Raw genomic sequence first — 22,535 nt, forward strand, 5'->3', positions numbered from 1 at the left:
ATAAAATAAAATGCCCCCAAACTGTTTTGGGGGCATTTATTTTTTTGAGAATAGTGTATTAATCTAAACTCATGGTGACTTGGCCATCTTCATCAAGTTGTACTGGTCCTGCATCTTGATCATTTAAAACAATCGGTTCTGGAATTTCCTCTACAGGCTCCTCGTACGGGAGTGATTCTAGCAAATTGACTTGTTTTAACTTATCTGCAGTCAATTGATTTCCTTGGGCTTTGAATCCTTTTACGGCTATAAAAGCCTCAACATCTACCATTTGGTTTTCTTTTTGTACTCCTTTTACTTTTGCAAAAACTAATTCGGCCACAGGTCTATAATCTGTTGAAACAATTTCTAGATGCGAATTAGCATGCTCTGAGATAAAGGCTTCCTCTTTATTTTCGGTTTCTACCAAAAAGCGTTTGATGTAATAGCGCTCTTTTTCTCCATCGAAATAAATGGCCGAAATAGGTTTTTTAGGATTCCATTTCTCTAAAACAACCATGTCTTGGTCGAAATGTGTTGTCAACTCCGGCGTTATCACTTTGAGCTTGCCAGATTGTGCAATGATTAAAATTTTATCACTTGGTCTAAATTCACCCAGCAATTCTCCACGTCCATCTACATTTAATCGTTGTACCGTATCATCAAACCACACTTTACGAGGCAATAGTGTAGAAATACCTTTCTCTTTTAATTCTATTTTCTTGATTGGATATTTCGTTACCAAATTCCCCTTAGAACTTCTTCCTTTTATGGCAAGATTTGAAAAATCAATATCAAATTTCAATTTTTTAATAGTTCCCACTTGGCGCAACAAAATGGTAATTACCTCAGCTTCACCGTTTGGATTGCATGAAAAGTATACGATTTGAGATCCCGCAGTTTCATTAGTTAAATCATAAGGTTTATCACGCGTAACTCCCGATACATTAAAGCGTTTTATATAAGAAGGCCCTGATTTTCCATCGCGATAAATCAAGTTGTAAATCGTACGCTTGTCGCTTTTGTCAAAAATAGCTACATGAATAATATCTTTACCCACAAAGGTTTTTGCATCCACTTTTGTAATCATCATTTTTCCATCTCTTAGAAAAACAATAACATCGTCAATATCAGAACAGTCTGTGACATACTCATCTTTTTTAAGACTTGTACCTACAAAACCTTCTTCTCTATTTACATATAATTTAGTATTACGCAACACTACTTTTGTTGCTTCAATATCATCAAAAATACGCAATTCGGTTTGGCGTTCGCGACCTTTTCCGTATTTCTCTTTCAATTTCGTAAAATACGCTATTGCAAAGTCTGTTAAATGAGCTAAATGATGTTCTACTTCCTTCATCTCGCCCTCTAACTTGGCAATCATGTCATCAGCCTTATCCGAGTCAAATCGGGTAATACGAATCATTTGAATTTGCGTTAGTTTCTGCAAATCGTCATCATTAATGGCTCTAACAAAAGATTTCGTAAAAGGCTCAAATCGGTTGTACAAATAGGTATACAGCGCTTCTCTATCACCATATAATTTAAAATCAATGTACATTTCTTCGCGAATGAAAATTTTCTCTAGCGTTGAAAAATGCCACTTGTTTTTTAATTCTTCGAGTTGAATTTCGAGTTCTTGTTTTAATAAATCAACTGTTCTTGCAGTTGAAATGCGCAACATTTCAGAAACCCCAATAAACAAAGGTTTGTTATCTTCAATCACACAACCCAAAGGTGCAACTGATGTTTCGCAAGCTGTAAAAGCAAACAAAGCATCAATGGTTTTGTCTGGAGAAACTCCTGGAAATAAGTGAATCAATATCTCTACCTCAGCAGCGGTATTGTCTTCAATTTTTTTGATTTTGATTTTGCCTTTTTCATTGGCTTTCAAAATACTATCAATCAAAGTCGTTGTATTTGTCGAAAACGGAATTTGAGTAATGACCAACGTGTTTTTGTCCAACTGGGCAATTTTAGCACGTACGCGTACACGACCACCACGCAATCCGTCATTATAATTTGATACATCAGCAATACCTTGCGTCATGAAATCAGGATACAATGTAAACGATTTTCCTTTTAATATTTTGATCGAAGCGTCAATGAGCTCATTAAAATTGTGCGGCAACACTTTCGTGGAAAGTCCTACTGCAATACCTTCTGCTCCTTGCGCCAGAAGCAATGGAAACTTAACTGGCAGATTGTTTGGTTCTGCACGACGACCGTCATACGAAACACCCCAATCGGTAATTTTTGGAGAATACAAAACCTCCAAAGCAAACTTGGACAAACGCGCTTCAATGTAACGCGAAGCCGCAGCACCATCCCCTGTTAGGATATTTCCCCAGTTTCCTTGGCAATCTATCAATAATTCTTTTTGACCAATTTGCACCATGGCGTCACCAATACTTTGATCTCCGTGTGGGTGATACTGCATAGTGTGCCCCACAACGTTCGCCACCTTGTTGTAACGACCATCATCTAACTCTTTAAGCGAGTGCATGATTCTTCGCTGAACGGGTTTAAAACCATCCTCAATAGCAGGTACAGCGCGTTCCAGAATTACATACGAAGCATAATCCAGAAACCAGTCTTTGTACATACCGGTTACTTTCGTAATCACGCCCTCACCTTCTTCTTCCTGATTTTCGTAAAAATGCTGTCCTTCAAAATGTTTGGCTTCTACCTCAATAATATCTTCCGAATCATTATCCTCCTGATTTTCATCATTAGAATAATCCTCCGAATTATTGTCTTCGTTTGCTGGAATTATGTTGTCGTCTTCTTCGTCTTTCATTTATTTTATCAATGTAATTTTACCAAGGAATGTAAGGGTCTGTATAATTAATATTTAAATTTTCTACAAATTTTCTTTCTTCTTCCATAATTAATTCTTTTCTATTTTCTAGAACATTGCTAATATTTCCTTTGGCATATTCTTGTCGCATTGCCTCATTAATAAAATATTCAGAATACTTTCCTTTGTTTTCAATTGAAAGCATAAAAGAAAGATCCTTTATTGTTTTTGGAAAATTATCAGTTGAGTTATATTTTTCTATTATAAAAACGGTATTTTCGGAAGAATTAAAATCTTTAAAAAGTTTATGACTTTTTACATTTGCAATATTATCAACATCTAATGATTTACCATTTAAAATAGATTCTCTATTAATAGAATAATTTATCATAAATAAAGCAAGTGTTTTTTTTCTTACACTTCCCATTTCAATTTTATCTGGAAATTCTAAAGTTTCGAACTTGTCGTTATTATCATAAAAAATTGGACTCTCATATTCATTTAAAATAAAATTTTGAAATCTTTTATACGCAATCCTCTGTTTACTTAGATTATATATAGTAAAATAATTAGAATACGAAGTGATCCAAAACCATTTTTTTAACTCAGCTATTTGCTTTTCAGTTGGTAAATCGATTTTATTAAAAAAATCTGTTATAAAAATCATTTGATTATTATATGGAATAAATTTTGCATCCAAAACAAACAATTCCTCAAACAAAAACTTTACTGCTCTTTCAATAGCTAAAAAAGTTTTCTCTGTTACAGGGATAAATTCTGGTTTATCCACCAGCAACTCAAGCTTTTTATTATCGTTTTTTGAAATTTGGTCAAAATAAACACCGCCAAATGAATTTGTTATACATTGTAAAATAACTAATCTCTTTATTTTTTGAAAATTATAAATCGTTAATTCATTTTCAAGTAAATTATCAATCTTATCTCCTAATCTAAAATTAATATCTTTACCCATTGCTCTTGCATTAATAACCCAGTCAGTAGTTATCGGTGCTCCTGTAGAATTCAATCTTTGAAAAATATCAATTGCTTCTGTAATTGAACCACCATAAACATTAATATTAGGCAATTCATAATTTTGAAAAATTAAACTAATTTCTTCATATCTCTCAATATATTTTGAATTTACTTCATCATCAAAAAGATTCTTTTGAAACTGGAAAAATTCTTTACCATCAACTAATTTATAAATAGGAACTTGAAAAAATTCTTTAAAATTTCTGTTAATCTCAAAATTCTCATCTTTTAAATTATATACAATATTGAATTCTTTTTGCCATTCTTTTTCATCTCTTATAATCCCTTTTTGTTTAGCTTTTTCTGGGTGCAACAAACATCCTATTAAAGTAGATAAACGTTGAAAACCATCTAAAATAAAAAAAGAATTCGAAGTGCGTTCTGGTATAGGATAAGAACCTAATTTATCACCACTAAAATCATCATAGAACTCTTCTTTTTCAAAAAAAGGCTGCCATAATAAAACTGACCCTATTGGATAACCTTTCTTAATACTATCAAATAAGTCTAATTTTTTTTCATTAGTCCAAACAAAATTTCTTTGAAAAGCTGGTACTTGTATTAACCCTCTTTCAAAATTTTTGATATATTCCGATATTTTATCCTTATCAGCTTTTATTTTTATTTGTTCATTCATAATAAATTTTTGATTTTTTGAAGAATAAATTGTAGTTCATTTTCTCCATCTCTTTCTTCTAAAATTTTCTTGGTGATAATTTCTTTTTTAAACCATTTTGGCATTTCATTTTTAGGATTAAACTCTTTACCACAATTTAAATTTCCTTTATCATCAAATCCTTTAAAATTAAAACCTTTGTCCAATTTTTTAAAATGAATATCAGATGTATTTACTTGAAATAAAGTTAAAATTTCACTCTTTACAGGTTTTCTAGTAACATTTTCAAACTTGTTATCTTTTGGAGGAAATCCATCTGGAATATTTAAAAAATCTAATTGTTCCTTACTTGTTATATTCAAATATGCATCTAACCAATTCTTCAAATCTTGATTATCTAATCTATCAATTTGTCTTTTTATTTCGTAAAAAACTTCTCTAGGTAAATAATTTTCCATCATTCTTTTTTCAAGTATATGGAAATTAGAATTTTCATTTATTATTTCTCCTGTAGTTTCATTTAGTATTTTTGAAACATTAACACCTAATATTTTAAGCTTTTTTAATAAATTTTTATGTTCGTCTTTAATTGATTGCCTTTTAAATTCTTTATCACTATCTACAATAATAATTCCTCTAAAATAATCTAACAAATTTCTATTATTTTTAATAGCAATTGCTTTGAACTGAAGAAGAAATCCTTCAATAAAATTTGGAATATTTGTACAACCTCCTGCATTTTGAAATTGTAACCAACCGTTACAAATATGCTCTTCAGCTTTATTATAACCATCATTCATTCCAAAATGTCTTATTATTGCTAAAATAAATTCAGCATCATTTTTATTGTTTTCTAAAATAATAGAAACAGGTTGATTTAAAAATAATATAGCTTCTTCTATATTATAATTAAGCTTATTTTTTTTTGAAGTTACTTTATAAGGAATATTGGAACTTGTCACATAATAACTTAACTCATCCTCTAAAAAGCTAACAATATTAGGTTCTATTGATGATAATCTTTTGAAATTTTCTGTGTTTTTTACTTTCTCCACATCAATAACAATATTATATCGTGGTTTAGTGCTTATAGAAGGATTGTAAGATAAAATTTGATATAAAAAATTTAAACCTTTGAAATCAGATTTTTCAAATATGTCTGTTGTAATATTAATCCACATTTCTTAAATCATTAAGATTAGCATTCATAATTGCTCTTGCTTCAATAACTGTTTCACCAAAAACACCTTCAGGCCAATTTTCTACGCTTCCATCTTTATTTACTTTTATATTAACTAGAATACTCTCATTTTCAGCTTCATCAAAATCTACATAATAAATAGCTAATTGTTCTGGTTTCAATTTCTCTTCAGCAATTAATCTGCGCATCCTTAAAACAAAATTTTGCGAATGAGTTTCGATTAAATAATTTTTATTTTGGTCTTCTAAAACTGAATCAACAAACCTTTCTGCTAAATTACCGTGAGCTGCAGGATGCAAATGGGTTTCAGGCTCTTCAATAATAATCAAAATTGGCTCTGTATCTTCAATATAAGAACGTACAATTAATGGTAAAACCTGATGAATTCCTTGCCCAGTTTGCTTAATATTTATAGGTTTTAAAAAAGAATTTGAAATTGCAATTTCATACTTTGTTTCGGTAGTAGTCTTTGTTTCTATTACTTTTAATTCCCAATTTTCAAAATTGTTTTTATACCAATCACTTACTTTACTAATTAATTGACCTGTATTTATAAAATCATTAATCAAAATAGGATATGCATCTTGACCTTTTATACCTATTTTATCATATTTCTCATTTGAAAAAATATAATCAGAATCAGGTTCAACTCTAATTGCTCCCAAATAATCAATATTCATATTTAAACCTTCAATTTTTTTATCATCTAATAAAAAGCCTTTAAATTTAGATGATGGATCAATTTCATGGTTATTTAGTTTATACTCTAAAACTCCATCTTCTTTATTTAAAGCAATTTCAATAGAATTTTGATTATTTGAAACTTCAAATTCAATAAAACTTTTTTCATTTCTATTGTAAACTAAATCTTTAAAATCTGTGCCCAATTCGATAGAATTATCACTATCATCACCAATTTTATATTTCCAATTTATTGACTGACCTTCAAGACAATTTGAGATCATTACAGGTAACTTCAGAACAGCACTTTTCCCACTATTATTTTTACCGATTAATATAGTAATTGGTTTTAATTCTAGAGTTTGCTTTTCTTTAAAAAGCTTATAATTCTTAAACGATATTTTATTTATCATTTTATTTTTATTGGATTAATCAATCACAAATTTAACTTATTTTAAATGCTATCCCATAACATCAAATAAAATAAAAACTTAGTCTACATTCAAAAAATTCGTCATCAATGATGACGAATTTGATTTTCAAAATACTAGACAGTGTCTCATAATTCTTGATTTATTTCACCTCTTCCAAAACATCCAGCTCCACCTTCAAATTCTTGATGATAAACTCTTGTCTATCCGGAGTATTTTTCCCCATATAAAACGACAATAATTGCTCTATCGAAGTATTTTTGTCCATCATAATTGGGTCTAACCGAATCGTATCTCCAATAAAGTTCTTAAACTCATCTGGCGAAATCTCTCCTAAACCTTTAAATCGGGTGATCTCCGGTTTTGGTTTTAGTTTTTCGATGGCATCTTTTCGTTCTTCTTCCGAATAACAATAGATGGTTTCTTTCTTGTTTCGAACCCTGAAAAGCGGTGTCTGCAGAATATACAAATGCCCTTCTTTGATTAATTCCGGAAAAAACTGAAGAAAAAATGTAATCAACAGCAAACGGATGTGCATTCCATCGACATCGGCATCTGTAGCGATAACAATGTTGTTGTAACGCAGCTTTTCGAGACCGTCCTCAATATCCAAAGCGGCTTGAAGCAAGTTGAATTCTTCGTTTTCGTACACAATTTTTTTACTCATTCCGTATGAGTTCAACGGCTTTCCACGCAAACTAAACACGGCTTGCGTATTTACATCACGCGACTTGGTAATAGATCCTGATGCCGAATCTCCCTCAGTAATAAAAAGGGTACTCTCTAAGTTTCTAGGATTTTTAGTATCTGGCAGGTGCGCACGACAGTCTCTTAATTTTTTGTTGTGTAGGTTGGCTTTTTTAGCACGATCTGTGGCTAGTTTTCTAATTCCAGATAATTCTTTACGCTCCCGCTCTGCCTGCAAAATTTTGCGCAATAACGCCTCTGCTGTTGGTGGGTTTTTATGTAAATAGTTATCTAATTTGTTCTTGATAAAATCGTTTACAAACGTACGAACTGAGACTGGTGTACTTCCATCATCTGAGCCCATATCTGTGGAACCTAATTTAGTTTTAGTCTGCGACTCAAAAACAGGTTCCATCACCTTGATACTAATAGCACTCACAATAGATTTTCGTACATCTGAAGCTTCGAAGTTTTTATTGTAAAACTCACGAATGGTTTTTACAATAGCTTCTCTGTAAGCTGCTAAGTGCGTCCCTCCTTGTGTGGTGTTTTGCCCGTTTACAAATGAGTGATACTCCTCACTGTACTGGGTTTTACTGTGAGTAAGCGCAATTTCTATATCATGTTCTTTCAAGTGAATAATTGGATATTCCAGATCATCGGCACTTATTGTTTCTTCTAATAAATCACGAAGTCCGTTCTCTGAAATGTACTTTTCACCATTAAAAATAATCGTCAAACCATTGTTTAAGTAACAATAATTCTTCACCATTTTAATCACATATTCCATTCGGAATTTATAATTTTTGAAAATGGTTTCGTCTGGCGTAAAAGTTACTTTTGTTCCTTTGCGCTTGGTAGTTTCAATAATATCTTCTTCAAGGACTAAATTTCCAGCTGAAAACTCAGCGGCTTTTTGCTTCTCCTCTCTCACAGATTCTACACGAAAATAGTTTGAAAGTGCATTCACAGCTTTGGTACCCACACCGTTCAAACCTACTGATTTCTGAAACGCTTTGGAGTCGTATTTACCACCCGTATTCATTTTCGAAACTACATCAACGACTTTACCCAACGGAATACCTCGCCCGTAATCACGTACCGAAACCGTTTTGTCTTTGATGGTCACTTCAATGGTTTTACCGGACCCCATAACAAATTCATCGATACAGTTGTCTAAAACCTCTTTTAACAGGATATAAATACCATCATCTGGCGAAGAACCGTCACCCAGTTTCCCGATGTACATTCCGGGGCGCATGCGAATATGCTCTTTCCAGTCTAAGGACCGAATATTGTCTTCGGTATATTGATTTTGATCGGACATTTTAAAATTTGTGGATTTTAACTTCGTTCAGTTTGGGCTTTACTTTACGCAAAGCTCTAGAATGTGCTAATGTAGTGTAATATGATAAATTTTAAAAATTCAAAGCCTCAAAGTTATCAAGAATAATATTGACAATCTCTTTTTGCTTTACGATTTAAAATTGCCAATCAATGACTTTAGCTTAATATCATATTCACCATTAGTTATAATTCCTTTTTGGATATCAAAATTAGCATCAAAACTAGGCAACGAAAAAGTTGCTTTTACGTTGGCACCATAACGCGGGAACGCAGTTTTTGCAATTTCTAAAACACTAGCGCCACCTCTAGCTCCTGGCGAAGTAGCCAAAAGTAACATGGGTTTATCCTGAAAAACTTTTCCGTTGATTCTAGAACTCCAATCGAAAATATTCTTGAAAGCAGCACTATAATTACCGTTGTGTTCTGTCATAGAAATCACTAACACATCTGCTGTTGCAATTGCAGCTAAAAATGCTTTCGCTAACTCATGCTGACCAATTTCAACCTCTAAATCAACAGAAAACAAAGGCATTTGAAAATCGTTTAAATCTAAAACTTCTACGTTTGCATTTTCAAAAAGATGCGCTGCATAAATTGCCAGTTTTTTATTGATAGAATTTTTACTGTTGCTTGCGCCAAAGGCAATTATTTTCATAAGATTGTTTTTTTTCTGAAATAAATTAATTGCTGTTGCGTATTTATTTTTAGATTTTTTTAAACGCTACATCTACATGAAACCTTTTTAGATTAATGAAAGTTTTAAATTCATTTCTTGAAGGTTTTACAACAAATCTAAAAGAATCTATCTGAACTGATTTTAAATGGGTTAAGGAATCTATTTTCTTTAAATCTTCTTTAGAACCAATGCTTTTTAAATGTAATAGATTTTTTTCTAAATCAATTGTATTGACCGTCCAATAGATAGAATCACTGTAGTTCAAAATTAATTTTCCGTTGAATCGTTTTGCTTTTTGAGTGTTTGAAAAAATAAAAATTGTATCAATTTCTTTGTTCGAAAGCTCTAAGGAATCACCTATTTTTATAAAATCAAAAACTACCTTGTAACCTTTAGAAACGTACTTGCCATTAACAAAATCAAATTCTTTTTTCAATGAGTCTATTTCGGTTTTATGAATTCTAAATTTTCTACAAAATTCTCTCCGAATCATATTTTCAGAGATATTCAGATAAACAGAATCTGAATTAATAAAAAGACCTCTGAATTTATTAGGTATTTTAGACAGTTCAGCATCATGAATTGGCTGTGGTTTTTCAAAATACACAAAACTTTCATCTGCTGGCGCATCTGCTTTTTTGCAAGAAATAACAGATAAAAACATCACTAACAAAATAAATTGTTTCATTTTGAATAGATTAAAATTTTAGTGAATTTACAATTTTAATTTTAATTAAACTTTAAACACCTACAAAAACCCCAGATTGCAGCGGAAAGCATTTTTGTGTAAAGCCACTATTTTTTTCTTGACCTGAAAGAGCGACCGCAGGAAGCTCCTTTGAGGACTTAGAAAAAAACGGCTTTATAGAAAAATCTTGAAGCGGAGAGCTGGATTAGGTCCATAAAAAAAGTCGAAGGCTATTACTAACTTTCGACTTTGAACTTTTGAATTTGAAAAAATTACACGTTGAATCTAAAGTGCATTACATCACCGTCTTTCACAACGTATTCTTTACCTTCTACTTTAAATTTTCCTGCTTCTTTACATTTTGCTTCAGAACCGTAGTGCACATAGTCTTCATAAGCAATTACTTCGGCACGGATAAACCCTTTTTCAAAATCAGTATGAATTACTCCTGCAGCTTGTGGCGCGGTTGAACCGATATTGATGGTCCAAGCACGAACTTCTTTTACTCCTGCCGTGAAATAGGTTTGTTGTTTTAATAATTTATAAGCTGCACGAATTAAAACGGATGCTCCTGGCTCTGACAATCCCATATCTTCAAGGAAAACTTGACGCTCTTCGTAGCTTTCAAGCTCTGTAATATCAGCTTCGGCACCTACTGACAAAATAATTACTTCTGCATCTTCATCTTTTACTAACTCGCGAACTTGGTCTACATATTTGTTTCCATTTACGGCAGAGTTTTCGTCTACATTACACACATACAAAACTGGTTTTGCGGTAATCAATTGAAACGATTCCATCAAAACTTCCTCGTCATTTCCTTGTGGAGTGATCGTTCTAGCCGATTTTGCTTGCAGTAAAGTATCTTTAATTCGATCCAAAAGCGCTTTTTCAGTTTGCGCTTCTTTGTTACCTGTTTTTGCAGCACGATTTACTTTCTCTAAACGTTTTTCAACCGTTTCTAAATCTTTTAACTGCAACTCGATATCGATAGTTTCTTTGTCGCGAATGGGATTTACATTACCATCAACGTGAACAATATTATCATTATCAAAACAACGCAATACGTGAATAATAGCGTTACACTCTCTAATGTTTCCAAGAAATTGATTTCCTAAACCTTCTCCTTTACTAGCTCCTTTTACTAAGCCGGCAATATCCACAATATCCACCGTAGCCATTTGTACGCGCTCCGGTTTTACCAATTCCTCTAGTTTATTAATTCTTGGATCTGGTACATTTACTACACCAATATTTGGCTCTATGGTACAAAAAGGAAAGTTAGCACTTTGCGCTTTTGCGTTTGACAAACAATTGAACAAAGTTGATTTTCCAACATTGGGTAACCCTACAATTCCTGCTTTCATCTGTAAATACTATTTTATTTTTTTACAAGAAACCTGTGAGTCATTTTATGTCAAACAAGATTCTTTTGAGTTTTAAATTTTGAACTAGCAAAGATTAATTCATAGTAAATACAGCCTTGCTAGCTTTAAAAGTTTGCAAATATACCATTTTAATACTGTTTTCAATAATTAAAAGATAGCATTACTGAGAACCTGCTATTTTTTAAAAAAAATTATAAATAGTACTAATGTTTTGTTAAAAAAAAATTATATTGCGGTCTATTTAAAAGCAAACCAAAAATAAAACTTAACTTATTATGAAAAAAATCGCATTATTATTAATCCTATTAAACGTCTCGTTTGTATTTGCACAAAAGCAAATATCAGGTGTGGTCAAGGATAATTCTGGAAATTCGTTGCCAGGAGTAAACATCGTAGAAAAAGGAACAAAAAATGGAGTTTCTACTGACACTGATGGTTCTTACAAAATTAAAGTAAATGAAGGAGCGACATTAGTTTTTAGTTATGTTGGATTCAACAAAGTAGAAAGAGCAGCAACAGAGGCTGTAATTAATGTTGTTTTATCTGAAGAAGGTGGACAAAATTTAAATGAAGTTGTAGTAACGGGGAGCAGAACAGCAGCTAGAACCAATACCACATCAGCGTTACCAATAGATGTTCTGTCTTCAAAAGACTTAAACTCCACGGGACAAGCATCATTTGATAAAGCATTGCAATATAGAATACCATCATTTAATACAGTAAATACACCTGTAAATGATGCTACATCTCTATTAGATCCTTATGAAATTAGAAACATGGGACCAAGTAGAACTTTAATTCTTATCAATGGTAAACGTAAAAACTTAAGTGCACTAGTTTATGTTCAAACGTCACCTGGACGTGGTGAAACAGGTGCAGACATCTCTGCAATACCTACTGACGCTATTGAAAGAGTTGAAATTCTTCGCGATGGAGCATCTGCACAATATGGATCTGATGCCATTGCAGGTGTAATGAACATCATTTTAAAGAAAAACACTAATGGAGGTTCCGCAACTCTAAGAACCGGAGTTACTAGTGAAGGAGATGGCGAAATGTACGGCATAAGTATAAACAATGGTACAACAGTGGGTGACAAAGGATTTATTAATTATACTGTAGATTTTTCTAAAACAGAAATGTCTAACCGTCCAGGAAAAGTAGATGCTGGAGGTGAATTTAATTACTGGGGCGGAACAACTGCTGGAGTAAACACTCTAGTTGACATTCAAAACTTTTTATCAAAACGTCCTGATGCAGGTAACATCAATGGAGCTCCAGAAACAGCTGCAGCAAAATTCCTAGTAAATGGTGGTAAAGATTTAAGTGAAAATGCACAAGTGTATTACAATGCAGCTTATGTTTACAAAAAAGTAAACTCGTTCGCAAACTATAGAACTCCATATTGGAGAACTGCTACAGATTTCCCATATCTACCATCTTTATATGGCAACGGCACACTTGCGTCTTATCAAGGTTATGTTCCTACATTTGAAGGTGAATTAAACGATTACAATGCTACACTTGGATATAAATTCAACAAAAATGGTTGGATTGGAGACGCAAGTATCACAACAGGGGGAAATCAACAGAATTATACTGTTTCAAATTCTCACAACCGTTCTAAAGATTCTAGCGGAAATTTCATTTATGCTTCAAACCCAAATTTTTATAGCGGACCACTTCGTTTTAACCCTGGTGGAGTTGGTTTCACGCATTATGTTGGAAATATCGATCTTAGTAAACAAATTTTTGACAATTTCAGTATTGCTTTTGGTTCTGAATTTAGAACAGAAATATTTGAAGTTAGAGCAGGTGACGAAGCTTCATATATAGGTGTTGGAGCAGATTCTTACCAAGGAAACACTCCTGAAAATTCAGGAAAATTTAACCGCTACAATATTGGTTTTTATGCAAGTGCTTCTTTAGACATAACTGAAGATTGGTTAGCAGAAGGAACTATTCGTTATGAGGATTATAGCGATTTTGGAAGCAAAGCAGTTTGGAAGTTAAGTTCAAGATATAAATTCGCAGACGACCTAGTTACTTTAAGAGGTTCAGCATCTACAGGTTTTAGAGCTCCTACATTACATCAAATATATACTCAAAAAGTACAATCATCATTTGGTGGTGGAGGGATTCAGCTTGAAGGAATTATCAACAACGTATCCTCTGCAGCTAGACAAAATGGAGTTGCAAATCTAAAAGCTGAAAGTTCTACTAACTACACTATCGGACTTGGAGTAAAACCTTCTAAAAACTTTAGCGCAACTTTGGACTATTACAATATTAGTGTGAAAGACCGTATCGTTTTGGGAGATAAAATCACATATAGCCCGGGCAATATTCAATCATGGTTTACAAATGCTATTGACACTAAAACTTCTGGTTTAGATTTTGTTGCAAATTACAGAAATATCGAATTAGGTTCTGGCAAGTTAACAATTAACCTTTCTGGAAATTACACCTTAGAAAACAAACTAGACGGTCCTGTACGCAACATTGCTAGTGTTGAAGCTGTTAACCAATCGGTTTTTGGCGCAACCCAAGAAGCTTTATTACTTACTTCACGTCCTAAATTTAAATATATTATTGGTGGAGATTTCGAAATTAATAAGTTCTCATTCTCTTTAAACAACACCGTTTTTGGACCAGCAAAATTCAAAAATGCTGATTTGTACGACAAAGCATTAACTGTAGAATTTTTAACTAAAGTAGTTACCGATTTAGGTGTTTCATACAGAGCAAATGAAAAAGTTACTCTTAACTTAAATGTAAATAACTTATTAAATGTTTTACCTGAATGGAAATTAAAGTCTGACGGTTCAACTGGTGCAGAGGCTATAATAAACAATCCAACAACATTGAAAAATCAAATTAACGATTTAACATTCAATGGTCGTTATTCACAGATGACTTATGATGGATCTCACTTCAGCCAATTAGGAACTATGGTCAATTTATCTTTGAACTACAAATTCTAATTCATTTATTGAATAACTCAAAAAGGACTATCGAAAGATGGTCCTTTTTTTTGGAACAAAAACTCTTCTCTGGATAAAATACATCCAAATAGTTTCAAAAAATCGGGCTATTTCGAAATTTTTAAATCTTAAGATTGACGATTAATCAACTTTCACAAAGTAAAATAATAGCTACTGTAAATTATACAATTTATCCTCGAAATTCCATAACAACTTATCTCTGTTGTCATTGTAATTTTACTTCATATTAATCTTATAAATAAAATAATTATGAAAACGATATTAATTGGAGCTATAGCACTTTTACTTTCAGTACAAAGTCAGGCACAAAACAAAAATGTAAAATCTGAGGTTAAAACAACAGTAACAACGATAAAAGACTCAAAAGGAGAAAAACAATTGGTTAAAACTCAAGAGATCAAAGAAACTCAAAATATTGAATTGAAGGATGCAGATTCAAATGCTTTGAATAAAGAAATAAAGCAAACTCCTGTTCAAGTAACTGCCATTACTGCAGTAACCGCAAATGGAGTGACCAATATTGTAGATGTTGATAGATCTGCTTATTACAACTACAACGGACAAAAATACCAAGTTAGTCTGGCAGAAACAGGTTATAATATGTACCTGCCAAATAAGGAAAAAGCGGCTGTTTTAAGAAAAACTTCAAATAACAATTACATTTATAGTACTAAAAGCAAAACCTCTTTTGGATACTTTAATGCTGATGGAAACTTAGTTTTAGAATCATACGATCCAGCAACAGATAAAATCACTTCTGAAATTTTTGAAATGATTAAGGAATAACAAAAATAGTATTGCATAAAAAAACCTGAGACTTCTCAGGTTTTTTTATGCTGTATAATTTATTCGTTGTGTAAAAAAGCTTGTCTATTAAGTAATGTTTCATCACTTTCTACATGCGCATCATCAGGAATACAGCAATCTACTGGGCATACTGCAGCACATTGTGGTTCGTCATGAAATCCTTTACACTCCGTACATTTTCCAGGAACGATATAATACACTTCGTCAGAAATTGGGGTTTGTGCTTCATCAGAATCAATTTCAGTACCGTCTGGCAAAATTACTTTACCTTTTAGTTTTGTTCCGTCCTTGTATCTCCAATCATCAGCTCCTTCATATATTGCAGTATTTGGGCACTCAGGTTCACAAGCTCCACAATTGATACATTCGTCTGTTATAATAATTGCCATCTTTTTAATTTAGGAATTAAGCAAATAAGATTTTCAAGTATAAGAATCTATTATCTTTCGTCTTTTAATCTTTTTACTATACTTTTTATAGCTTATTTTTGTGCAAAATTACAATCAAAACTATTCATAAGCAAACATTATGACATTAGAAACAAAAAAAAATGTTTTTGTTGAATTAGGAAAATTTTTAAGTCAATTTTCTGAAAACAATACCACAAAAAGCCAAAATGTTTTGCACAACGAAACATTTTTTGATGCTTTTCAAGAACTTATTATCCTGTCTCAATCACACAATGGCTGGTATACTCCTGAAAATGTATATTTTTCAATACAATCATGGTCAAAAGCATTAACAGCAGAAAAACTTGATCAATGGCTTTCTGCCTATACTTTAGAAATTCAAAAACCAAAAAATATTGCATTAATATTAGCAGGGAACATTCCTCTAGTTGGGTTTCATGATTTTTTATCGGTTTTAATAACTGGGAACAATGTGATTGTAAAAACATCGTCAAACGACCAACATTTACTGCCTTTTTTAGCCAAATATTTGATTGCAGTAGCACCTCCACTAGCGGATGCTATTCGTTTTGTTGAGGGTAAATTAGAAAACTTTGATGCTGTTATCGCCACGGGCAGTAACAATACTGCACGCTATTTTGAATATTATTTTAAAAACAAACCGTCTATTATTAGAAAAAGTAGAAATTCAGTAGCGGTTTTGAATGGTACTGAAAACAAGGAGGAACTCACTGCTTTAGGAGAAGATATTTTTAGGTATTTTGGTTTAGGATGTCGTAATGTATCTAAACTTTTTGTGCCAAAAGGATATAATTTCAACGCCTTTTTTGAAGCAATTTTTGAATACCAAGATGTCATTCATTATGAAAAATACGCCAATAATTACGATTACAACAAAGCGGTTTTCTTGATGAGTAATTTCATGATACTTGACAATGGTTTTTTGACTATAAAAGAAGATCAAAGCCATGCCTCACCTATTTCTAGTGTTTTTTATGAATATTACAAAGACTTACCTACACTACAAACAAAGTTAGACTCTGAAAATGAGCTGCTTCAATGTATCGTTTCGGGTGGTTGCATAGAAAATAGTATTTCGTTTGGACAAACTCAAAATCCGCAATTATGGGATTATGCAGATAACATAGATACAATTTCATTTTTGTTAACAATTTAGCAGAAAAAAGTGCGATTATTTCGAATTAATTAACGCTTTTTAAACTGCTATTGTCGAAATTTGCTTTTTAATTTTTTGGATATAACTACTCACATGAAAAAACACAACTACAGCGCAGGACCTTGCATTTTACCCCAAGAAGTTTTTGAAAAATCAGCACAAGCGATATTAAATTTCAATGATTCTGGATTATCTCTTCTAGAAATGTCTCACAGAAGTAAAGATTTTGTGTCCGTTATGGATGAAGCTCGATCACTTGTACTAGAATTATTAGGTCTTGAAGGCAAAGGCTACCAAGCATTATTTCTAGCAGGTGGTGCTAGTCTAGAATTTTTGATGGTTCCTTACAACTTGATGAAAGAAAATGGAAAAGCCGCTTACCTGGACACAGGAACATGGGCTGCTGCTGCTATTAAAGAAGCACAACTTTTTGGAGAAACTAGCATCATAGGTTCCTCTAAAGAACAAAATTACAATCATATTCCAAAAGGATACAGTATTCCTGAGGATGCTGATTATTTTCACTGTACGAGTAACAATACCATCTTTGGTACCCAAATGAAGGAGTTTCCAGAAACTAGCATACCTCTTGTATGCGACATGAGTTCGGATATTTTTTCAAGAGTATTGGATTTTTCAAAATTTGACCTGATCTATGCTGGAGCTCAAAAAAATATGGGGCCTGCAGGAACCACATTGATTGTTGTAAAAGAAGAAATTCTAGGTAAAACTGGTAGAACTATTCCTAGCATGCTGGATTATACCAAACATATTAAAGCAGAGAGCATGTACAACACACCTCCTGTTTTCCCTGTTTACGCTTCTTTATTGACTTTACAATGGTTAAAAAATTTAGGTGGAATTGCAGCCATTGAAAAAATAAACAATGCTAAAGCGGCTTTATTATATGCCGAAATTGATAGAAATCCATTGTTTAAAGGAGCTGCTGCTGTGGAAGATCGATCTAATATGAATGCTACGTTCTTGTTGAATGATGAAGCACATGCTGCAACCTTTGACGCTTTGTGGAAAGCTGCAGGAATTTCAGGATTACCAGGGCATCGTTCAGTAGGTGGTTACAGAGCTTCTATGTACAATGCGTTACCGTTAGAGAGCGTTCAAGTACTGGTGGATGTAATGCAGGCTTTGGAAAAAGCAATTTAAAAATTAAAATATTGAATGATTTAAAGATTTAAAAAAACAATTTTTAATCAATCACTACAATAAACAATATAGATTGAATCTTTAAATTTTTCAATCCTTAAAAATAAAATAAAAATGAAAGTATTGGCCAACGATGGAATTTCAAAAAGTGGAATTCAAGCTTTAGAAAAAGGTGGTTTTGAAGTTATAACAACAAAAGTAGCGCAGGAACAAGTGGCTAATTTTGTTAATGAAAACAATGTAAGTGTAGTTTTAGTAAGAAGTGCGACTAAGGTTCGCAAAGATATTATTGATGCGTGTCCAGGATTAAAAATTATTGGTCGTGGAGGCGTAGGGATGGATAATATTGATGTGGATTATGCTAAAAGCAAAGGGATTGCAGTGATTAATACGCCTGCTTCATCATCAGAATCTGTGGCAGAGTTGGTTTTTGCACATTTATTTTCGGGGGTTCGATTTTTGCACGACTCGAATAGAAATATGCCACTTGAAGGCGATACCAACTTTGATGGTTTAAAGAAAGCGTATGGTAACGGAATTGAATTGAGAGGAAAAACGCTTGGAATTGTGGGCATTGGCCGTATTGGTCAGGCTACTACAAAAATGGCGCTTGGACTAGGAATGAAAGTTATTGCTGCGGATAGTTTTATACCACAGGTAGATGTCACGGTATCTTTTTTTGACGGTCAATCTATTACCACTACTATCGTTTCACAATCTTTAGAATCAGTTTTTAAAGAGGCTGATTTTATTACGCTACATGTACCAGCACAAAACGGTTACATTATTAGTGATAAAGAAATTGCTAGCATGAAAGATGGTGTAGGAATTGTAAATTGTGCTCGCGGTGGCGTAATAGACGAGGTGGCTTTACTTAAAGGACTAGATAGCGGGAAAATATTGTTTGCAGGATTAGACGTTTTTGAGAGTGAACCAACGCCCGAGATGGCAATATTAATGCACCACAAAATCTCACTAACACCACACATAGGTGCAGCTACAGGTGAGGCACAAGATAGAATAGGAACTGAACTAGCCCAACAAATTATAAGTATTTTGGGATAAGGTTCATTATAAATGAAATGCATAAAAGGGATTTATTTTAAGTAATAAATCCTTTTTTTTCATTAGATTTGATATCTAAACAAAACCAAAACCTATGTTAGAACAATTAACACAATTAGCGCAACAGTTTGGAGTCGAGTCAGTTGTTAAAAACGATGCCATACCAAACGAACAAAACGAGGCAGTTATTGAAGAAGCAAGTAGCTCCATTTTTTCTGGTTTACAGAAAATTGCTTCAGAAGGCGGTGTAGAACAATTGGCTTCTTTGTTTCAAGGAGACAATGCTCAAAACGCTTCAAATCCTGTAGTTCAAAAACTTACTGAACAACTTACTGGAAGTCTTGGAGAAAAATTTGGTATCAATGCAGATGCCGCATCAGGTGTTGCAGGAAGTTTGATTCCTCAAATTCTAGGATCATTGGTAAATAAAGCAAAAGATCCTAATGATAGTAGTTTTCAAATCTCTGATATCATTGCAGCTATATCTGGAGGCGGAGCTCAGGGATCTGGAATTATGGATGCTATTTCAAAATATGGAGGACAATTTGGTTTAGATCAAAATGCTGATGGAAAAGTAGACATTAGCGATGCAATGGCAGCCGTATCTGGTAAAGGTGGTGGACTAGGCGGAATTCTTGGCAAACTATTTGGAAAATAAAAAACATTAAAAATCACCTCCTTAGGTGATTTTTTTTTGTTTAATGGTTTAAAAAAAGAGAATATAGTTGTAAATTTAAAGTAAAATTTCGATTATGAAACGTAGTTTATATATATTAGGAATAGTCGCGCTCATCATGTACAGTTGTGCTACAACTACTCCATTTACAGCTGTAAAAAATCCGTCAAATAATTCTACTAATGATACCGTAAGAATAGCAAATGAAGAACTCGAATACGAGGTAATCATTATTGAACCAGGTTTTAATTCTTGGCTAAACGCCACAGCTTTGCCTAGAAATTATCACACACAGGCTTTTCTAGAAAATAAAAACCGTTTTTATGTAACCGAATGGAATAACCGTGTTTTGCAACCACAGCGTTTTAATCCTAATTTATACGAAATGACAATTAATTATTATCCTAATATAAATTACGGGTATGAAGTAAATTATTTGATATACAACTACATGATATTTTTTCAAAATACATACAATCAAAGACTTTTTGGTTTTGTACCCATGAGATAATCTCACTATATTTGTATTCATTATAAATAAAAATGAATAAACTCAAACAACGTTGGGGAATTGAAACAAATTTTCAGTTCATAATAATTCTAATCGTTTTTGCTATCACGGGATCAGCATCAGCTTGGTTGTCTAAACCGTTTTGTACGTGGCTAGGTATAACAAAAGATTCTTTGGGATATTGGATAATTCCTGTACGTTTGATATTAATATTCCCTATTTACCAAGTATTACTGGTTTGTATTGGTTTTATATTAGGACAATTCAAATTCTTTTGGTCATTTGAGAAAAAAATGCTGAAAAGATTAGGACTCGGATTTCTTTTTAAATCATAAAAAATGCCTCGTTATGAGGCATTTTTATTTTTTATTAAATACGTGTATATCCACGTTAAGGTAAATGTGGGTATAAAATCAGTAAACGGTATAATTTCTTCAAGAAAAGTTATGACTCCTCCTACTTTACCAATTTTCCCTTTATACATCCAAGTCATTAAAAAACCTGCTAAAGGTGCCCAAACTACATCTGAAAATTCTCCAAGAAGAGGAATGGTAAAAGAAAGCATCCCAATAGCATCAAACAATATTCCCAACAAAAGATTTCTTGTTTTGTTATTTGCTTCATCATTAGCAACAGGTTGTATCATAAGTATTCAATTTATATTTATTGAACAATATACAAATCTAATGCCAATTATTTCTTAAGCTTTCCTTGATACATTTTCTTCAACTTATCAATTTTTGGAGTAATTACATAACTACAATACCCTTGCGTTTTGTTTTGGTTGTAGTAATTTTGATGGTATTCTTCAGCAACATAAAATTTTGTAGCAGCTGATATTTTAGTCACAATAGGTTTACCAAAAGTATTTTCTTGAGTCATCAAGGCAATGTAATCCTGTGACAACTGTTTTTGAGTCTCATTGTGATAAAAAATTTCACTACGGTATTGTGTCCCTACATCAGCACCTTGACGGTTAAGCGTTGTAGGATCATGAGTTGCAAAAAATATTTCAAGTAACTCTCCAAAACTTATTTTCTTAGGGTCAAAGGTTATTTCAATAGCCTCTGCATGTCCCGTTTCTCCGGAAGAAATATCATTATAAGTAGGACTTACAGTATTTCCACCAATGTAACCTGAAACTACTTTACTCACTCCGTCAAGCTGTAAAAATACTGCCTCGGTACACCAAAAACAACCTCCTGCAAATGTTGCAATCTCTAAATCTCCTTGTTTTTCCATATTTTTTGTTTCTAAACTTTTAGGCACAATTACGTTTTTTTCTTTGGCACAAAATGAAAAGGGCAAAAAGGCGATCATCAATCCAATTATTTTTTTCATATTTCAAATTTTAATCAAAGTTATTTATTATCAAACACCCTAGACCTATTCTTAACTAAAGTTTATAGTTTGTCAAACTGAAAAATTAATGACTTCCAATTCATAATACTTAAAATCTTTGTTTCTTTGTAAAAACAGAATAAAATGATAGAAGTCAAAAATATACATAAATACTACGATAAACTACATGTACTCAAAGGAGTTGATTTGCATATAAAAAAAGGAGAAATTGTATCTATTGTAGGGTCATCGGGAGCAGGAAAAACAACACTCTTACAAATTTTAGGTACCTTAGACAAACCCAGTACTCTACCCAACACAGATATTCAAAAAACAACAACTTCCTTGTTTATCAATGGTCAAGACATTTTGACTATGAATGACAAAGTTTTATCTACTTTCAGGAATTTAAATTTAGGATTCATATTCCAATTTCACCAGCTACTACCTGAATTTACCGCACTTGAAAACGTTTGCATTCCAGCATTTATTGCCAACAAACCAAAAGGCGAAACAGAGCACGAGGCAAAAAAATTATTAGACTATTTGGGTCTTTCACACCGCATAAATCATAAACCAAATGAACTTTCGGGTGGAGAGCAGCAGCGCGTAGCCGTGGCACGAGCACTAATCAACAAACCAGCGGTTATTTTTGCAGATGAGCCTTCAGGAAACCTTGACACCACATCAGCAGAGAATTTACATCAGCTTTTCTTTAAACTAAGAGACGAATTCGGACAAACATTTGTGATCGTAACTCATGATGAAGAACTCGCCAATATGGCCGATAGAAAACTAGTCATGGTGGATGGTTTGATTAGTAATTAGGAGCTTTTTCCAGCTATCC

20 protein-coding genes are annotated in these 22,535 nt (G+C 32.7%); 9 read left to right on the plus strand and 11 right to left on the minus strand.

Translation table 11 applies throughout. The annotated features are described in order from the left end of the window. Positions 1–58 precede the first annotated feature (58 nt). The 8 genes from AC061E_RS09225 to ychF form a co-directional block, all read right to left on the minus strand. Positions 59–2,782, minus strand: a complete 2,724-nt coding sequence (locus tag AC061E_RS09225; protein WP_478285973.1) for a DNA gyrase/topoisomerase IV subunit A — start codon at positions 2,780–2,782, stop codon at positions 59–61. 19 nt (positions 2,783–2,801) lie between these two features. Next, the gene (locus AC061E_RS09230) at positions 2,802–4,454 is read right to left on the minus strand and encodes a DUF262 domain-containing protein (RefSeq protein WP_478285974.1); all 1,653 of its coding nucleotides are present in this window, start codon (positions 4,452–4,454) and stop codon (positions 2,802–2,804) included. Next, the gene (locus tag AC061E_RS09235) at positions 4,451–5,614 is read right to left on the minus strand and encodes a hypothetical protein (RefSeq protein WP_478285975.1); all 1,164 of its coding nucleotides are present in this window, start codon (positions 5,612–5,614) and stop codon (positions 4,451–4,453) included. Before AC061E_RS09235 ends, AC061E_RS09230 begins: the two co-directional genes overlap by 4 nt. Continuing rightward, a complete protein-coding gene (locus tag AC061E_RS09240; protein ID WP_478285976.1) occupies positions 5,604–6,728 on the minus strand; it encodes a DUF3696 domain-containing protein in 1,125 nt (374 codons plus the stop codon). The genes AC061E_RS09235 and AC061E_RS09240 overlap by 11 nt, the downstream gene beginning before the upstream one ends. Before the next feature lie 160 nt (positions 6,729–6,888). After that, entirely contained in the window at positions 6,889–8,760 is a 1,872-nt protein-coding gene (locus AC061E_RS09245) for a DNA topoisomerase IV subunit B (RefSeq protein WP_478285977.1), read from the minus strand. A 147-nt stretch (positions 8,761–8,907) separates the two neighbouring features. Then, complete coding sequence (locus AC061E_RS09250; protein ID WP_478285978.1) at positions 8,908–9,435, minus strand: NADPH-dependent FMN reductase; 528 nt, start codon at positions 9,433–9,435, stop codon at positions 8,908–8,910. A 49-nt stretch (positions 9,436–9,484) separates the two neighbouring features. Next, positions 9,485–10,144 (minus strand): hypothetical protein, encoded by a 660-nt coding sequence (locus AC061E_RS09255; protein WP_478285979.1) that lies wholly within the window; start codon positions 10,142–10,144, stop codon positions 9,485–9,487. A gap of 272 nt (positions 10,145–10,416) precedes the next feature. Further along, positions 10,417–11,511: a redox-regulated ATPase YchF gene (ychF, locus tag AC061E_RS09260; RefSeq protein WP_478285980.1), complete on the minus strand. Its 1,095-nt coding sequence runs from the start codon at positions 11,509–11,511 to the stop codon at positions 10,417–10,419. A gap of 296 nt (positions 11,512–11,807) precedes the next feature. Between ychF and AC061E_RS09265 the strand changes: the two genes are divergently transcribed. Together AC061E_RS09265 and AC061E_RS09270 are read left to right on the plus strand one after the other, a co-directional pair. Beyond that, positions 11,808–14,516, plus strand: coding sequence for a TonB-dependent receptor (locus AC061E_RS09265; protein ID WP_478285981.1), 2,709 nt, complete (start codon positions 11,808–11,810; stop codon positions 14,514–14,516). 270 nt (positions 14,517–14,786) lie between these two features. Further along, positions 14,787–15,323, plus strand: a complete 537-nt coding sequence (locus AC061E_RS09270; RefSeq protein ID WP_478285982.1) for a hypothetical protein — start codon at positions 14,787–14,789, stop codon at positions 15,321–15,323. Between the two features lie 59 nt (positions 15,324–15,382). Here AC061E_RS09270 and AC061E_RS09275 read toward each other — a convergent pair whose 3' ends face one another. Then, entirely contained in the window at positions 15,383–15,733 is a 351-nt protein-coding gene (locus tag AC061E_RS09275) for a 4Fe-4S dicluster domain-containing protein (RefSeq protein WP_086453198.1), read from the minus strand. Positions 15,734–15,872: 139 nt separating this feature from the next. On the opposite strand from AC061E_RS09275, the gene AC061E_RS09280 reads away from it, so the two are divergent. The 6 genes from AC061E_RS09280 (at position 15,873) to AC061E_RS09305 (ending at position 20,682) form a co-directional block, all read left to right on the plus strand. Further along, positions 15,873–16,931, plus strand: a complete 1,059-nt coding sequence (locus AC061E_RS09280; protein ID WP_478285983.1) for an acyl-CoA reductase — start codon at positions 15,873–15,875, stop codon at positions 16,929–16,931. Between the two features lie 93 nt (positions 16,932–17,024). Then, positions 17,025–18,095: a 3-phosphoserine/phosphohydroxythreonine transaminase gene (gene serC, locus AC061E_RS09285; RefSeq protein WP_478285984.1), complete on the plus strand. Its 1,071-nt coding sequence runs from the start codon at positions 17,025–17,027 to the stop codon at positions 18,093–18,095. Between the two features lie 114 nt (positions 18,096–18,209). Next, positions 18,210–19,160, plus strand: a complete 951-nt coding sequence (locus AC061E_RS09290) for a D-2-hydroxyacid dehydrogenase (RefSeq protein WP_478285985.1) — start codon at positions 18,210–18,212, stop codon at positions 19,158–19,160. Positions 19,161–19,254: 94 nt separating this feature from the next. Further along, entirely contained in the window at positions 19,255–19,818 is a 564-nt protein-coding gene (locus AC061E_RS09295; protein WP_478285986.1) for a DUF937 domain-containing protein, read from the plus strand. Positions 19,819–19,912: 94 nt separating this feature from the next. Next, the gene (locus AC061E_RS09300) at positions 19,913–20,347 is read left to right on the plus strand and encodes a DUF6146 family protein (RefSeq protein ID WP_478285987.1); all 435 of its coding nucleotides are present in this window, start codon (positions 19,913–19,915) and stop codon (positions 20,345–20,347) included. Between the two features lie 32 nt (positions 20,348–20,379). Continuing rightward, complete coding sequence (locus tag AC061E_RS09305; protein ID WP_478285988.1) at positions 20,380–20,682, plus strand: DUF6787 family protein; 303 nt, start codon at positions 20,380–20,382, stop codon at positions 20,680–20,682. Between the two features lie 11 nt (positions 20,683–20,693). Here the strand turns inward: AC061E_RS09305 and AC061E_RS09310 are convergent, their stop codons facing one another. Then, complete coding sequence (locus AC061E_RS09310; protein WP_478285989.1) at positions 20,694–20,993, minus strand: hypothetical protein; 300 nt, start codon at positions 20,991–20,993, stop codon at positions 20,694–20,696. A gap of 47 nt (positions 20,994–21,040) precedes the next feature. Further along, complete coding sequence (gene msrA, locus AC061E_RS09315) at positions 21,041–21,589, minus strand: peptide-methionine (S)-S-oxide reductase MsrA (protein WP_478286002.1); 549 nt, start codon at positions 21,587–21,589, stop codon at positions 21,041–21,043. 243 nt (positions 21,590–21,832) lie between these two features. On the opposite strand from msrA, the gene AC061E_RS09320 reads away from it, so the two are divergent. Beyond that, positions 21,833–22,516, plus strand: a complete 684-nt coding sequence (locus tag AC061E_RS09320; RefSeq protein ID WP_478285990.1) for an ABC transporter ATP-binding protein — start codon at positions 21,833–21,835, stop codon at positions 22,514–22,516. Positions 22,517–22,535: the final 19 nt, after the last annotated feature.

The organism is Flavobacterium sp. GNP011 (assembly GCF_056428925.1).

Coding starts and splice junctions, on each gene's coding strand:
- AC061E_RS09225 (WP_478285973.1), bottom strand. CDS start 2,782: ATGAAAGACGAAGAAGACGACAACATAATTCCAGCAAACGAAGACAAT.
- AC061E_RS09230 (WP_478285974.1), bottom strand. CDS start 4,454: ATGAATGAACAAATAAAAATAAAAGCTGATAAGGATAAAATATCGGAA.
- AC061E_RS09235 (WP_478285975.1), bottom strand. CDS start 5,614: ATGTGGATTAATATTACAACAGACATATTTGAAAAATCTGATTTCAAA.
- AC061E_RS09240 (WP_478285976.1), bottom strand. CDS start 6,728: ATGATAAATAAAATATCGTTTAAGAATTATAAGCTTTTTAAAGAAAAG.
- AC061E_RS09245 (WP_478285977.1), bottom strand. CDS start 8,760: ATGTCCGATCAAAATCAATATACCGAAGACAATATTCGGTCCTTAGAC.
- AC061E_RS09250 (WP_478285978.1), bottom strand. CDS start 9,435: ATGAAAATAATTGCCTTTGGCGCAAGCAACAGTAAAAATTCTATCAAT.
- AC061E_RS09255 (WP_478285979.1), bottom strand. CDS start 10,144: ATGAAACAATTTATTTTGTTAGTGATGTTTTTATCTGTTATTTCTTGC.
- ychF (WP_478285980.1), bottom strand. CDS start 11,511: ATGAAAGCAGGAATTGTAGGGTTACCCAATGTTGGAAAATCAACTTTG.
- AC061E_RS09265 (WP_478285981.1), top strand. CDS start 11,808: ATGAAAAAAATCGCATTATTATTAATCCTATTAAACGTCTCGTTTGTA.
- AC061E_RS09270 (WP_478285982.1), top strand. CDS start 14,787: ATGAAAACGATATTAATTGGAGCTATAGCACTTTTACTTTCAGTACAA.
- AC061E_RS09275 (WP_086453198.1), bottom strand. CDS start 15,733: ATGGCAATTATTATAACAGACGAATGTATCAATTGTGGAGCTTGTGAA.
- AC061E_RS09280 (WP_478285983.1), top strand. CDS start 15,873: ATGACATTAGAAACAAAAAAAAATGTTTTTGTTGAATTAGGAAAATTT.
- serC (WP_478285984.1), top strand. CDS start 17,025: ATGAAAAAACACAACTACAGCGCAGGACCTTGCATTTTACCCCAAGAA.
- AC061E_RS09290 (WP_478285985.1), top strand. CDS start 18,210: ATGAAAGTATTGGCCAACGATGGAATTTCAAAAAGTGGAATTCAAGCT.
- AC061E_RS09295 (WP_478285986.1), top strand. CDS start 19,255: ATGTTAGAACAATTAACACAATTAGCGCAACAGTTTGGAGTCGAGTCA.
- AC061E_RS09300 (WP_478285987.1), top strand. CDS start 19,913: ATGAAACGTAGTTTATATATATTAGGAATAGTCGCGCTCATCATGTAC.
- AC061E_RS09305 (WP_478285988.1), top strand. CDS start 20,380: ATGAATAAACTCAAACAACGTTGGGGAATTGAAACAAATTTTCAGTTC.
- AC061E_RS09310 (WP_478285989.1), bottom strand. CDS start 20,993: ATGATACAACCTGTTGCTAATGATGAAGCAAATAACAAAACAAGAAAT.
- msrA (WP_478286002.1), bottom strand. CDS start 21,589: ATGGAAAAACAAGGAGATTTAGAGATTGCAACATTTGCAGGAGGTTGT.
- AC061E_RS09320 (WP_478285990.1), top strand. CDS start 21,833: ATGATAGAAGTCAAAAATATACATAAATACTACGATAAACTACATGTA.